Annotated in this window: 11 protein-coding genes; 5 read left to right on the top strand and 6 right to left on the bottom strand. The window is 74.5% G+C overall.

What is annotated here, in order from left to right; genetic code table 11:
* Positions 1-67: 67 nt before the first annotated feature.
* Positions 68-577, bottom strand: coding sequence for an NUDIX domain-containing protein (locus tag OHA91_RS31085; RefSeq protein ID WP_031154919.1), 510 nt, complete (start codon positions 575-577; stop codon positions 68-70).
* Positions 578-606: 29 nt separating this feature from the next.
* On the opposite strand from OHA91_RS31085, the gene OHA91_RS31080 reads away from it, so the two are divergent.
* The 4 genes from OHA91_RS31080 to OHA91_RS31065 all read left to right on the top strand — a co-directional run bounded on the left by OHA91_RS31080 (position 607) and on the right by OHA91_RS31065 (position 3355).
* The gene (locus OHA91_RS31080) at positions 607-1287 is read left to right on the top strand and encodes a M15 family metallopeptidase (RefSeq protein ID WP_328740423.1); all 681 of its coding nucleotides are present in this window, start codon (positions 607-609) and stop codon (positions 1285-1287) included.
* Between the two features lie 13 nt (positions 1288-1300).
* Complete coding sequence (locus OHA91_RS31075) at positions 1301-1639, top strand: DUF962 domain-containing protein (RefSeq protein ID WP_031154915.1); 339 nt, start codon at positions 1301-1303, stop codon at positions 1637-1639.
* A 70-nt stretch (positions 1640-1709) separates the two neighbouring features.
* Entirely contained in the window at positions 1710-2168 is a 459-nt protein-coding gene (locus OHA91_RS31070) for a Zn-ribbon domain-containing OB-fold protein (RefSeq protein WP_245240212.1), read from the top strand.
* Positions 2165-3355: a lipid-transfer protein gene (locus tag OHA91_RS31065; RefSeq protein ID WP_328740420.1), complete on the top strand. Its 1191-nt coding sequence runs from the start codon at positions 2165-2167 to the stop codon at positions 3353-3355. Before OHA91_RS31070 ends, OHA91_RS31065 begins: the two co-directional genes overlap by 4 nt.
* 208 nt (positions 3356-3563) lie before the next feature.
* Here OHA91_RS31065 and OHA91_RS31060 read toward each other — a convergent pair whose 3' ends face one another.
* The 4 genes from OHA91_RS31060 to OHA91_RS31045 are packed head-to-tail and all read right to left on the bottom strand — an operon-like array spanning position 3564 to position 7818.
* On the bottom strand, positions 3564-4190 hold the full coding sequence (locus OHA91_RS31060; RefSeq protein ID WP_030016310.1) for a GTP-binding protein: 627 nt from the start codon (positions 4188-4190) through the stop codon (positions 3564-3566).
* Complete coding sequence (locus OHA91_RS31055; RefSeq protein ID WP_031154907.1) at positions 4171-4572, bottom strand: DUF742 domain-containing protein; 402 nt, start codon at positions 4570-4572, stop codon at positions 4171-4173. The genes OHA91_RS31060 and OHA91_RS31055 overlap by 20 nt, the downstream gene beginning before the upstream one ends.
* A gap of 55 nt (positions 4573-4627) precedes the next feature.
* A complete protein-coding gene (locus OHA91_RS31050; protein WP_030964627.1) occupies positions 4628-5065 on the bottom strand; it encodes a roadblock/LC7 domain-containing protein in 438 nt (145 codons plus the stop codon).
* Positions 5062-7818, bottom strand: a complete 2757-nt coding sequence (locus OHA91_RS31045; RefSeq protein ID WP_408059195.1) for a sensor histidine kinase — start codon at positions 7816-7818, stop codon at positions 5062-5064. Before OHA91_RS31045 ends, OHA91_RS31050 begins: the two co-directional genes overlap by 4 nt.
* Before the next feature lie 420 nt (positions 7819-8238).
* On the opposite strand from OHA91_RS31045, the gene OHA91_RS31040 reads away from it, so the two are divergent.
* On the top strand, positions 8239-8673 hold the full coding sequence (locus tag OHA91_RS31040) for a hypothetical protein (protein ID WP_051893439.1): 435 nt from the start codon (positions 8239-8241) through the stop codon (positions 8671-8673).
* A 111-nt stretch (positions 8674-8784) separates the two neighbouring features.
* Here OHA91_RS31040 and OHA91_RS31035 read toward each other — a convergent pair whose 3' ends face one another.
* Entirely contained in the window at positions 8785-13506 is a 4722-nt protein-coding gene (locus OHA91_RS31035; protein ID WP_031154903.1) for a hypothetical protein, read from the bottom strand.
* Positions 13507-13546 lie beyond the last annotated feature (40 nt).

Here is a 13546-nt window from a genome sequence, read left to right as displayed (position 1 = left end):
GGCTGCGCCCCCGGACCCCGCGCCTCGAACGCCGGCGGGGCCGGGAGTGTCGGGCGGGGCCCGGGGCTCAGGCGTAGCGGCCCGCGAACCAGGAGGCCGCTGCCCGGGTGTGGAGGGGGAAGGCCAGTGCCTCGGGGGCGCGCAGGACGTGCCAGCCCGTGGTCTCGTCCGTCGGCTTCGAGGCGGGGAGGGTGTCCGCGGACCGGGGCGGGAGAAGGCCGAAGAGGAGGAGGTGGCCGGCCGGGGAGCTCAGGGCGTCGGCCAGGGTGACGTCCGAGGCGGGGGCGGTGATGCCGGTCTCCTCGCGCAGCTCGCGGACGACGGCGTCGCGCCAGTCCTCGCCGAAGTCGATGAAGCCGCCGGGGAGGGCGATGCCGCCGAGGGCCGGTTCGATCGTCCGGGTGATGACGACGAGGCCGGTGCCGTCAGCGTCCTCGACGGGGAGGAGGGTGACGGCTACGGGGAGGGGGTTGCGGTAGGCGGTGGCGCCGCACGACGGGCAGGTGCGGGGCCAGGCGGTCGTGCCGTACGGCGCTCCGCAGGTGGAGCAGTGCGAGTCCCTCAGGTGTTCCGGCATGCGGTGATGGTATGCCAAGGGGTATGCGGATGACGGTTGTTGTGGGGCTGGTCGGGGTGCTGGCGGGCGGGGCTGCGGCGCCGCCCGGGTTCACTGCGCTGCGGGTGGTGGATCCGAGCATCCGGCAGGACATGCGGTACGCGGGCGAGCGGAACTTCACCGGCGCGGTGGTCGACGGGTACGAGGAGCCGGAGTGCCTGCTGGCCCCGCCCGCGGCGGAGGCGCTGCGGCGGGCGCAGCGGGTGCTGTTGCGGCGGGGTTACTCGCTGCGGGTGTACGACTGCTACCGGCCCCAGCGGGCGGTGGACCTGTTCGTACGGTGGGCGCAGGAGGAGGACGGTCCGGAGGATCTGGCGCGCAAGGCGGAGTTCTATCCGGGGGTGGAGCGCGGCCGGCTGATTCCCGACGGGTACATCGCGGAGAAGTCCGGGCACAGCCGCGGGAGCACGGTCGACCTGACTCTGGTGGAACTTCCCGGCCGGGAGGTCGACATGGGGACCGCCTTCGACTTCTTCGATCCGCTGTCGCACACGGACGATCCGCGGGTGACTGGCGCCGCCCGCGCCAACCGGCAGTTGCTGAAGCGGGTGCTGGGCGAGCAGGGGTTCGTGAACCTTCCCGAGGAGTGGTGGCATTTCACGTACAAGCCCGAGGCCTACCCGGACACGTATTTCGACTTCCCCGTCGCTGTCGCCGAGGTCCGGCCGTGAGTACCTTGCCCGCATGACTTTCAGCTCGTACGAGGAATTCTGGCCGTACTACGTCGCGATGCACTCCCGCGCCGCCACCCGCTGGGTGCATCTCACGGGGACGCTCACCGGCTTGGCGCTGACCGCCTACGGGGTGGCGCGCGGCCGCAAGCGCTGGCTCGCCTCCCTCCCCCTGATCGGGTACGGGACCGCCTGGCCGGCTCACTTCCTGATCGAGGGGAACAATCCGGCCACCTTCGGGCATCCGGCGTGGTCGCTGCGCGGGGACGCACAGATGATCCGGATGATGCTGGCCGGGCGGGACGCGGAGCTGGACGAGATCGCCCGGAAGTGGCTCGCCGAGAACCGGTGACCCGGGCCGGGCGGCCGTGGCAGACTCCTCACTTCTGACGATGCGTCAGCTCTTCGGCATGGGAGGGGTCTTGGCACGCACACGCACACCCGTCGTGAGCGGGTGGTTCACCGAGAACGCGCCGGACGGGGGCGGCTTCCGGCTGCTCGGCACCCGGTGCTCGGCCTGTACCGCGGTGTTCTTCCCCCGCGAGGACGCCTACTGCCGCAACCCGCGGTGCCCCGGCGGCGGGGAGCTCGCCGAGGTGCCGCTCTCGCCCCGGGGCCGCGTCTGGTCCTACACCGACGGGCGCTACCGGCCGCCCGCGCCGTACGTGTCCGACCCGGCCGAGCCCTGGGAGCCGTACACCCTGCTCGCGGTGGAGCTGGAGGCCGAGGGGATGGTCGTGCTGGGGCAGGCCGCGCCCGGGACCGGGGTCGCCGACCTGGCGGTGGGCACGGAGGTCGAGGTGGTGGGCGGCGTGCTGAACGAGGACGCCGAAACCACTTGGGTGACCTGGCAGTTCAAGCCGGTGGGAGGGGCCGCGTGAGCGCCGAGGTCGCCGTCCTGGGGGCCGGCATGCACCCGTGGGGCAAATGGGGCCGCAGCTTCGTCGAGTACGGGCGGACCGCGGCCCGGGCGGCGCTCGCGGACGCCGGACTGGGCTGGGCGGACGTGGGGTCGATCGTCGGCGCCGACACCGTGCGCTCCGGATACCCGGGCTACGTGGCCGGAGCCACCTTCGCCCGGGCCCTCGGCTGGCAGGGCGCCCGGGTGACCAGCGTGTACGCGGCCTGCGCCTCCGGGGCCCAGGCGATCGGGGCGGCCCGGGCACAGATCCTGGCCGGCCTGGCCGACGTGGTCCTCGTGGTCGGCGCGGACGCGGCGCCCAAGGGGTTCTTCGCACCGGCCGGTGGCGAGCGGCCGGACGATCCGGACTGGCTGCGGTTCCGTGTACTGGGGGCTACCAACCCGGCGTACTTCGCGCTCTACGCCCGCCGCCGGATGGCCGTGCACGGGGACACCCTGGAGGACTTCGCCCAGGTCAAGGTGAAGAACGCGGCGGCCGGACGGCTCAACCCGCACGCCCGCTACCGCAAGGCCGTCACCGCGGACGAGGTCGCCGCCTCGGCGGTGGTCGCCGATCCGCTCCGGCTGCTCGACATCTGCGCGACCTCCGACGGGGGCGCGGCGCTGGTGCTCACCAGCATGGACTTCGCGCGCTCGCGCGGGGTGGCCGATCCGGTGCGGATCCGGGCCGTGTCGACGGTGACGCCCACCTATCCGCGGACGGTGCTGGACCTGCCGGACATCGCCACCGACTCGACGACGGCCGCGGACGCGGCGGCCGGATCCTTCCGGTCCTCGATCGCTCGCGCCGCCTACGAGGAGGCGGGGCTCGGGCCGCAGGACCTCTCGCTCGCCGAGGTGTACGACCTGTCCACCGCTCTGGAGCTGGAGTGGTACGAGGACATCGGGCTGTGCGCCGAGGGCGAGGGGGCGAAGCTGGTGCGGGAGGGGGCGACGGCCCTGGGCGGGCGGATTCCCGTCAACACCAGTGGCGGACTGGCCTCGTTCGGGGAGGCGGTACCGGCCCAGGCCATCGCGCAGGTGTGCGAGCTGACGTGGCAGTTGCGCGGTACGGCCGGGGAGCGTCAGGTGCCCGGTGCACGGGCGGGGATCACCGCCAACCAGGGGCTGTTCGGGCACGGGTCGGCAGTCGTCGCCGTGCGTTGATCAGTTCGCGTCGACAGTTCGTGTCGTCCGAACGCTTGACGGCCCCCTGCGGCAGGTTCACACTCGCTCCACAGTCCCGCGCCGCGACCGGGACCGCGATCCCCCCGTGAGAGCTGCGGCCCGTACCCCAGTCGGCGGGGGTACGGGTCGCGCCCATGTCTCGCACCGGTGACGGGCCCCGGCGGGCCGCCGGAGCGGCCCCGCCGGTTCAGGCCCCCGCGGACAGGCTCCGGCGCCGTTCGCGGGCCAGGGACATCGCGTGTTCCACGACCCCCACCAGCACGTCCTTCACGGACTCCCGGTCCCGTGCGTCGCACAGCAGCACCGGCACCCCGGGATCGAGGTCGAGTGCCGTCCGTACGGTCACCACGGGGTGGCGGTCCGCTCCGTCGAAGCAGTTGACCGCGACCACGAACGGGATCGCGCGCCGCTCGAAGTAGTCGATCGCCGCGAAGCAGTCGGCCAGCCGGCGGGTGTCCGCGAGGACCACGGCGCCCAGGGAGCCCTGGGCCAACTCGTCCCACAGGAACCAGAAGCGGTCCTGTCCGGGCGTGCCGAACAGGTACAGCACCAGGTCCTCGCGGAGCGTGATGCGCCCGAAGTCCATGGCCACGGTCGTGGTGCTCTTGCCCTCCACTCCCCCGGTGTCGTCGACGCCGACGCCGGGCTCGGAGAGCCGTTCCTCGGTCCGGAGCGGTCTGATCTCGCTGACCGCGCTGACCAGGGTGGTCTTGCCCACCCCGAAGCCTCCCGCGACCAGGATCTTCAAGGTCAGCGGCTCGACCGGCGACACCGCGTGCATGGCACCGGTGCGGCTAAAGCGCCCGAAGGCCATCGATCACCTCACGCAGAATGGATTCATCGGGCAGTTCTGCCGGGGGTACCGGCCTGGTCACGTGGACCAGTTCCTCATCGACCAGGTCGCCGATGAGGACGCGTACGACCCCGACCGCGAGGTCGAGGTCGGCCGCGAGTTCGGCGACCGACTGGGGCCGGTCCCGGCACAGCCCGAGGATGTGGGCGTGTTCCGGGGAGAGGGTCATGTCCCAGACCGGATCCTCGGCCGCCGGTTCGGCGACGACGAGGGCGATCAGGTCGAGGCGGTGCTGGCCCGCGTGGCTGGTCCGCCCGCGGGTCATGGCGTAGGGGCGTACGACGGGACCCGCGTCGTCGTCGAACCAGTGCGCGTGGTCTGGGGCGGACGGGTCGAAGGGCATGCCGGCGGGAATGTCGGCGAGATGGTCCTGGCCTGGGTCGCTCATGCCTTCCGACTCACCCTCCGGCTGGCAGCCCGGTGCGTGGGGCGGTTGCCAGGTGGTCCCCCACCCGCTTGACCATCAGCGTCATCTCGTACGCGACCTGCCCGACGTCGGAGTCGGCGTCGGCCAGCACGGCCAGGCAGCTGCCGTCGCCCGCGGCCATGACGAAGAGGAAGGCCTCGTCGAGCTCGACCACGGTCTGGCGGACCCGGCCGGAGTCGAAGTGCCGGCCGACGCCCTTGGCCAGGCTGTGGAACCCGGAGGCGACCGCCGCCAGGTGCTCGCTGTCCTCGCGGGTCAGGTCCTTGGAGCTGCCCGTGGGCAGGCCGTCGCCGGAGAGGACCACCGCCTTGCGGATGGATCCGACCCGGTCGACGAGCTCGTCGAGGAGCCAGTTGAGCGGGCCGGAGCCGCGGCCCCTGCTGTCGTTGCCGGTCTGCGGTGCGGTCATCGACCGTCCCCTTCGTTCTCGTTCGCGGGACCGCCGGCGGGGGTTGTGCCCGCCTCGGTCTCGGACTGCTGCTGTGCGTGCCGGTTGCGGCCCGCCGTCCAGCCACGCTGGAGTGCGGACATGCGCGTGCGTACGTCCTCCGCGTCGCGGTCTGCCACCTGGTCGGGGGCGGCTTCGGCGGGCGCGGACGACGCGGACTTCTTGAGCTGCGGTGCCAGGCTGGCCTGACGGATGCGGCGGGGCAGCCCGCCGGTGTCCGGGCCGACGGCGGGTTCCGTGTCGTCGGATCCGGCCGTGGGGGCCTGCTGCGGGACCACGGAGACCGGGCGGGGGTCCACCCGGCGGCCGTGTTCGGCGACCAGGGTCGGGGTGGGACGGCGGCGCGGCAGCGGTACGGCTCCCTGGGAGCGGGGGCCGTCGGGACGCGGGACCTCCAGGCGCTGGGTGTCCAGCCGGACCGGACCGGTGGGGGCGAGCGGCTCTCGGGCGCCGCCCCGCTCGGCGTGCCGGTCGGTGTGCGGCCGGTCCGCCGGGCGCAGGCCGAGCAGGGCGCTGCGCGGGGTGCCGTTCGGCGGGGTCTCGTCGTCGAGGGTCGCCATGGCCGGGCGGGCGCCGCCGGGGCGGCTCGTGACGGCGGCCGGGTCCTCGTCCAGGGCGGCGGCACCGTCGAGGACGTCCATGCCGTCCAGGCCGCGGCCGCCGAGCGGGGCCTCCAGCTCCACCGGGCCGCGCAGTTCGGCGGTGGGCAGCGGGCGGCCGGCGGACGCGCGCTCCACGGTGGAGGTCACGGGCCGCTCGGAGTGCGTCCTGCCGATCTGGCCGGCCTTCGCGGCCCTGCTGCCGGCCTTGCCGGGCCGGGGGCCGTCCAGCCGTACGCCGCTGCCGCTGGTCTCGGGGGCGTCGGTCAGCAGGGCCGAGGGGAGGAAGACCACCGCGGTGGTGCCCCCGTACGGGCTGGGCTGGAGGACGACCTTGACGCTGTGGCGCTGCGCGAGGCGGCTGACGACGAACAGGCCGAGCCGGTCGGTGTCGGAGAGTTCGAACTCGGGGGTCTCGGCGAGCCGGAGGTTCGCGTCGAGCAGCGCCTCCGGGGTCATGCCGAGGCCCCGGTCATGGATCTCGAGGGTGAAGCCGTTGGCCACGCGCTCGCCGTGCACCTGGACCGCGGTGTGCGGCGGGGAGAACACCGTGGCGTTCTCGAGGAGTTCGGCGATGAGGTGGGTGACGTCGGCGACGGCCGGGCCGACGATGCCGAGGCGGGTGAGGCGGCGTACCTCGATGCGCTCGTAGTCCTCGACCTCGGCGACGGCGGCCCGTACGACGTCCATGAGCTGGACGGGCTTGCGCCACTGGCGGGAGGGGGCGGCGCCGGAGAGGATCACCAGGCCCTCGGCGTGGCGGCGCATGCGGGTGGTCATGTGGTCGAGGCGGAAGAGGTCGGCGAGCTCCTCGGTGTCCTCGGTGCGGCGCTCCATCGTGTCGAGGAGGGTCAGCTGGCGGTGGAGCAGCACCTGGTTGCGGCGGGCGAGGTTGACGAACACCTCGGAGACGCCGCGCCGCAGGTCGGCCTGCTTGACGGCGGCCTCGACGGCGGCGCGCTGGAGGGTGTTGAGGGCCTGGCCGACCTGGCCGACCTCGTCCTTCTCGTACTCGAGGTGCGGGGCCTCGGTCTCGACGTCGACGTGTTCGCCGGCGGCGAGGCGGCGCATGACGCTGGGCAGGCGGACGCCGGAGGCCTCGTGGGCCTCCTTGCGCAGCCGGGACAGGTCGCGGACCAGGTCGCGGCCTATGCGCACGGAGAGGACGAGGGACACGATCAGGGCGAGGAAGCCGAGGATGCCGGCGCCGGCGGCCTGGATCATGACGTCCGTGGCCACGGGCTCGATGCGCCGCTGGTAGCGGTCGCCGGCGTCGGTGTTCATGCTCGCCAGGTCGTCGAGGACCTTGGAGGAGGCCTCGTCCCACTGGGCGGCGGTGAGGTTGCGCGGCTTGTTGACCGCGCCGCCGGAGATGAAGCGCTCCTCGGCGTCGCGCAGCGGCTGGGTCTGGGGGTCCTTCCAGTACTGCTCGAAGATCTCCCGGTCGCCGGAGGGGAGGGTCACGAGGTTGAACTCGTAGAGCAGCGTGCGGTTGGCGGCGAAGTCGGAGACGCGCCGGACGTCGCCCGCGGTGATGTTGCGCGCGGCGAGGGTGGAGGCGATCACGGCGTCCTCGCGGGAGAGGAGCTCGCGGGCGCGGCTGATGCCGACGAGGGCGCGTCCCTCCTTGTCGACCTCGACGTTGTCCAGGCCGTGGAGGTTCATGAGGAAGTCGTAGCAGGGGTCGACCAGCCGGTTGTAGAGCTCCAGGGCCTGGCCGGGGTCGAGGGCGTTCTGGTCGACGGAGCGGCGCATGGAGCCGATGCCGTGGAACGCGGTGACGATCGAGCGCAGGCGCTGGGCGCTCTGCGGGCTGAGCTCGTCGACGACCTTCGGGTCGCGGGCGCTGACGCTGATCTTCTCGACGGCCTGATCGGTCTCGGCGCGGCGCTTGGCGAGTTCGGCGGTGGCGGTGGCGGCCCGGGGGTCTCCGAGGACGACGAGGGTCTGGCGCCGCTCCTTCTGGATGACGCGGGCGACGTCCTCGATCGGGTAGCCGACCTTGTCGATGACGTAGGCCACGTCGAAGAGTTGGATGGCCTGACGGCCCGTGATGACCGTGGCGAAGCCCCAGAGGGCGGTCAGGGAGACGAGCGGCACAAGGAGCAACGCCACGATCTTCCGGCGGATGGATTTCCCGCGAAAGCGCATGGCCTCCCCAGCCTCCCCCAGGTCAACCCCGTTGCCGGGGGTCGGTGTTCCGTCATTTAAACGGCGTGAGCCTACTACTGCTGCGGAGTAGGTTCGAAGGCGTGTCCGGACGTTTTCGGCCTGCCCCCTGTGTGAAGATCACCAGTTGTCCGATACTTCCGGTCAAGAGCGGCCCGATATGTGGCAGATGACACTTGGTGGGGCGTCAGTTCCCGCACCCTGATGGATGGCTGGAATTATTCGTTCCGCGATCTTTGCCACCTGAGGAGGCATCCGGGATTCGGGAATCTCCGGGTGCCGTCGGACGTCTGTCTGTACGAGGGGCGCGTCGGGGTAGACGTGTTGGGGTAGGCAAGGCGGACCGCGGTGGGGAGTGAGCGGACCATGAGGAGTGACGAGGGCGGCGGCGCCGGTGCGGCGAGGCGCGGCCTGTGGGTGGAGGAGCCGGCGCGCCGGCGCCGGATGCCGGACCCGGTGCGGGTCTCGGCGGTGCGGGCGGTGCTGGTCGTGGCGGTGACCCTGACCCAGGCGACGATCGCGTTCTTCCTGAGCCTGACCGGCTCCTGGCTGGCCTTCCCGATGGTTCTCGGGGCGGTCGCGGCGACCGTCGTGGCCACCTGGGCCGTGCTGGACGTGTGGATCACCCGGCAGACGTGGAACCAGCGGTACGGGGTCGTGTCCGAGCCGAGCAGTACGGCGCGGCTGCGCCGCCGTGAGGCCCGTCGGGCGGCCAAGGCCTCGCGGACGGCGCGCAAGCTCGCCGGCCCGGCCCGAATAGCCCGCGAGGACGGGCCCCTGGCGGGGTTCGGCAGGCGCTGAGCGGGCGTCCGACGGCCTGACCGGGCCCGTGGGCCCCGGCGCCGGACCGACCCGGGGACCCACCGGCCCGCGGGCCGGTGGGCGCGCTCAGGACGCGTGCGCGGGGGCGCGTCAGGCGGTCGGCGCGGCGCCGCGGCGGAACATCCGGGTGGCCGTGATCTCGCCGTGGATGGTCTCCCCCTCCGTGGACTGCTGCGGCAGGCCCGGGCGCAGGTGCTCCTCGACGCTGATGTACTTCAGGCCCGCCCGCAGGTCCGCGTCGTTGCGCAGGCGGATCACCAGCGGGAACTCGGCCAGGGCGGTCGTGTCGAACAGTCCGGTCGTGTAGAGCAGCTGCACGCCGAGCGCGTCCGACACGGCCCGCTGGAGCTCCAGCAGGTAGGTGGCGTTGGCGCGGCCGATCGGGTTGTCGAGGAACAGCGTGCCGGCGTGCCGGTGCTTGTCGCGGCCCCGGTCGTTGCTGCGCAGCGCGGCCATCGTGCAGTACAGCGCGATCGCGGCGGTCAGCAGCTGCCCGCCGGAGAACACGTCGCCCATCTGCCCCACCGGCACCCGCTCGGCGCGCAGCACGGCGTCCGGCTTGAGGATCTCCACCGAGATCCCCTTGGGTTCGAGGGCCGCCTGGACGCCCCTCAGCAGCAGGGACATGCCGTCGCGGCGGCCCTCTCCGAAGGAGGCGCTGCTGTTCTTCTTCACGGCCGCACGGGTCGCCTCGTCGATGACCTCGCCCAGCCGCTCCGTGAGGGTGGCCTGGTCGGGCTCCTCGAAGCGGATCCGGAGGAACTCCTGCCCGGACCATTCGCCGAGGCCTTCGGGGAGCTGGGAGAGGCGCTGCGCGGAACGGAGGGTGGCCAGGGCTGATTCGACCAGGCCGCGCAGCCGGTCGACGATGCTGTCGCGGTTGCGCTCCAGCTGCGCCAGCTCGTCGGTGAGGACGCGCAGACGGGGGGCGAAGGCGGCCGCCCAGGCCGCTGCGTGCTCGGGCAGGGCGGAGGCGGGCAGCTCCCGGATCTGCTGGCGGGCGGGGGTGCGTACCTGCTCGTAGCGGGTGGCGTTGGCGTGCCGGACCAGGATGTCGCTCGCCTCGCGCACCGCGGACTCGGCGGCCGAGAGGTCGGCGGCGCAGCCGCGCAGGGAGCGGCGGGCCTCGGTGGCCGACTGGCGGGCCTCCTCCAGCGTGCCGGGGTGGGCCACCGGCTCCTGCTCGTCGTCCTGGTGGGTGTGGTCGCGCAGCAGGTCCCGCAGGAGCGCCGCGGTCTCGTCGAAGCCTCCGGCGCCGTCCTCGGCGGTGCGGTGGGCGCGCAGCAGGTCGGTGTGGGCGGCGCGGGCGCCCTCGACGGCCGCGGTGTGGGCGGCGAGCTGGGCGGTGGCCGTGCGCAGCAGGGCCTGCGCCTGGTCGACGTCTCCGGGGACCAGTTCCTCGGGCAGTTCGGTGTGCGCCTCGCCTTCGGCGGGGGCGTGCCGTTCGGCCTCGCCGCGCAGCCGGCCGAGCTGCTCGCTGGCGGTCGACGCCCGGGTCTCCAGCATCTGCACGAGGGACTCGGCGCGGGCGGCCGCGGCCTGGCGGGACGGGCCGTCGGCACCGTCGGTGCCCTCCAGGAGCTGGGCGGCGCGGGTGCGGACCTTGTTCGTGAGGCGGTCGAGTTCGGCGAGGGCGGCGCTCTCGTCGCTCTCGGCGCGGGCCTGCTCGGCGCGCAGGTCGGCGCCGACGCCGACCTTCTCGTAGAGCTGGGAGGCGGCGCGGTAGGCCTCGCGCAGGTCGGGCAGCGGGACGCGCGGGCCGTCGTCGTCGGGCAGCTGGTCGGGGGCGCCGGCGATCTCGGCGCGCTCGGCGCGCAGGGCCCGGGCGGTGCGGCGGGCGTCGTCGGCGGCGCGCTGGGCGGCGCGGCGGTCCTCGTCGGCGGCGCGGGCGCGGTCGAGGCAGACCTCGGCGCGGGCCTCGGACTCGGCGGCCTCGTCGGCGAGTTCGCGCACGCGGGCCTGCCAGCCGGCGCGCTCGCGCAGGCGGAAGGCGAGGCCCGCGAGGGCGTCGGCGGCGCGGCGGGCGCGCTGGGCGGTGTCCTGGCGCTCCTCGCGGACGCGGGCCGCGTCGGCGGCGGCCTCGTCGGCCTCGGCGCGCACCGTACGGGCCTCCGCGAGCTCGGCGTCGGCCTCCTCGGCGAACATCCGGGCGGCGGCGGCGTGTTCTGCGAGCTCGGTGAGGCGGCCGCTCGGGCAGCCGGCGCGCCAGGAGCCGAGCCGGGCGGACAGCTCGCGGTCGCCGGCGAGGCGGGCGGCGAGGTCGCGGATCTCGGTGTCGCGGGCGCCTGCACGGGTGCGCAGCGCCTGGCGCTCCTCGTCGGCGGCGTGCTCGTCGTGCATGGCCGGGTTCGGCGTGACGATGAAGATGCCGGAGACGGCGTCGTCCGGGCCGGCCGGGGGCACGGGGGCGAGCAGGGCCGCGGCCGTGCCCACGGCGACGGTGGAGCGGGGCAGCAGGGCGGCGCCGGAGAGGACCTCGCGGGCCCGGCCGTGGGTGTCGGGGTCGGTGATGACGACGCCGTCGACGAGTTCGGGGCGGGCCGCGAGGACGGCGGCGTGGTCGGCGGGGTCCACGGCCTGGGCGAGGTAGCGCCAGCCGGGGAGCGCGGGGATGCCGTGTTCGCCGAGGTACTCGACGGTGGCGAGGACGTCGGGGCCGGGCGGCAGCAGGCCGCCGTCGCCGAGCGCGCCGAGGATGCGGGAGTCGTCGGCGGCGGCGGTGCGCAGCTCGAACAGCTGGCGCTCGGCGGAGGCGACCCCGTCGGCCAGCAGTTCGCGAAGGTCGTCGGCGCCCCGATCGAGGTCCTCGACGGTGAGCAGGCCGACGGTGGTGGCCAGCGCGGTGCGGCCGGCGCCCGGCGCCTCGCCGTGCGGGCCGCCGGGGGCGCCCGGGCCCGCGGCGGACGGGCCGGTGGAGCCGTCGCCCGTGCGGGGCGAGGGGAGCGACACGTCCGCGGCGTCCGCGGCCGAGGGCAGTCCGAGGAGCTCGGCGAGGCGGGGGGACGCGGCGAGGGAGCCGGCGGCACGGTACTCGGCGTCGTGGGCGGCTTCGGCGGCCTCGGCGGCGTCCGCGGCGCGGGCGGCGGTCAGCTCGGCCCGGGATTCCGCGGCGGCGGCCTCACGGGCGGCTTCGGCGGCGGCGCGGGCGGCCTCGCGGGACTCGTCCCAGGCGGCCACGGCGGCCTTCTCGGCGTCGGCGGCGGCGAGTGCGGCGCGGGCCGGGTCGGCATCGGGCGCGGAGTCGTCGAGCCAGCCGGCGCGGACGGCCTCGGCGGTCTCCTGCTGGACCTCGCTGAGCCTGGCCCTGAGGTGTTCGGCCTCGCTGCGGGCCCGCTGGGCGGCCGTGGCGGCGGCGGTGGCGTCGCGGTGGGAGTCCTCACCCGTGGCCTGGAGGGCGGCGGAGCGCTCCTCCTCCTCGTTGGCGAGCCGCTCCCCCTCCTCGGCGGCGGTGTGCAGGGCCCGTACGAGCTCACCGGCGGCCGTGGCGCGGGCGGCCAGGGCCGGGGCGGCGTCGCGCTCGGCCTCGCGGATCGCTGCGGCGACGCGCGCGGAGCGGTCGGCGGCGGCGCGGTGGCGCAGCACGGTCTCGGCGGCCTGCCAGGCGGAGTGCAGCGTGCGGGCTTCGAGGAGTTCGCGGCGCTGCGCGGCGGCGGCCTTGTCGGCGACGGTGAGGGCCAGGGAGGCGTGCCGGTAGGCGAGTTCGGCGGAGACGGCCGCGCTGCGGGTGCGGGCGGACTCGGCGGCGGTGACGTCGTGGGCGGCGGCGGTGACCCGCTGGGCGAGGTCGGCAGCCCGGCCGCGCTCCTCGGCGGCGCGGGCGGACAGCCGGCGGGCGAGGGTGCGCGTGCGGCGTTCGGCGCCCGCGTGGACGTCGCGCAGCCGGGAGCGGGTCGCGGCGGCTTCGACGATCTTGGTGAGCAGGTCCACCGAGCCGGCGGTGAAGTCGCGTTCGGCCATGAGCTCGGCGCGGCGGCCGAGCTTGTTGCCGAAGCCGTGGACGAGGTCGGCGAGGCCGTCCGTGTCGCGGGTGTCGGTGACCGCGCGCAGCAGCAGGTCGGTGAAGTCGGAGTCCTTCTTGACCGCGAAGAGGCCGGCCGCCTCGCCCTCGTCGGCGTTCATCTCGCGCTGGTAGCGGAAGAGTTCGGGGTCGAGGCCGAGCTCGGTGAGGTGCTCGTTCCAGCGGTCGTGGATCTCCTCGAAGTAGACCTCGAGGTGCGGGTAGGCCTTGCCCGCCTCGGTGAGCGCGTCGCGGAAGCCCTTCATGGTGCGGCGGCGGCCCTGCGCGCCGGAGGCGCCTTCGACGGGCGGGCGCACGGCGGTGGACTCGGCCACGGGCAGGCTGTCGAGGCTCAGCCCCGGCCCGGGACGGAAGGAGTACCAGGCCTCGGCGAACTTGCGGGGGTCGTTGGAGACCTGCCGGCCGCGCCATTCGCTGACCTTGCCGACGACCACGCACTCGCCGGTCTGGGTGTGCTGCCACTCCAGGGCCACGTGGCCGCAGTCGTCGGCGAGCAGGAACTTGCGCAGGACGCCGGAGCTGGCGCCGCCGAGGGTGTTGCGGTGGCCGGGGAGCATCACCGAGAAGATCAGCTTGAGGAGGACGGACTTGCCGCCGCCGTTCTCCAGGAAGAGCACGCCGGCGGGCGCGGGGCGGCGCGGCGGCCCGGTCGGCTCCTCCTCGAAGAACTCCGCCTGGGTCGGCGCCGGGTGGGGCACCGGCTCGCCGACTCCGCGCAGGTCGAGCACGGTGTCGGCGTAGCGCGCGCCGGCGGGCCCGATGGAGTAGAGGCGGATCCGGGACAGCTCGTACATGGCGGCGGACTCTCGTGGTGTCTGGGTGAGGCAGGGTCTA

The sequence above is a fragment of the Streptomyces erythrochromogenes genome (assembly GCF_036170895.1).
Taxonomy (GTDB): domain Bacteria; phylum Actinomycetota; class Actinomycetes; order Streptomycetales; family Streptomycetaceae; genus Streptomyces; species Streptomyces erythrochromogenes.
The sequence above is the reverse complement of the archived record's forward strand: the minus strand, read 5'-3'. Positions and strand labels throughout refer to the sequence as shown.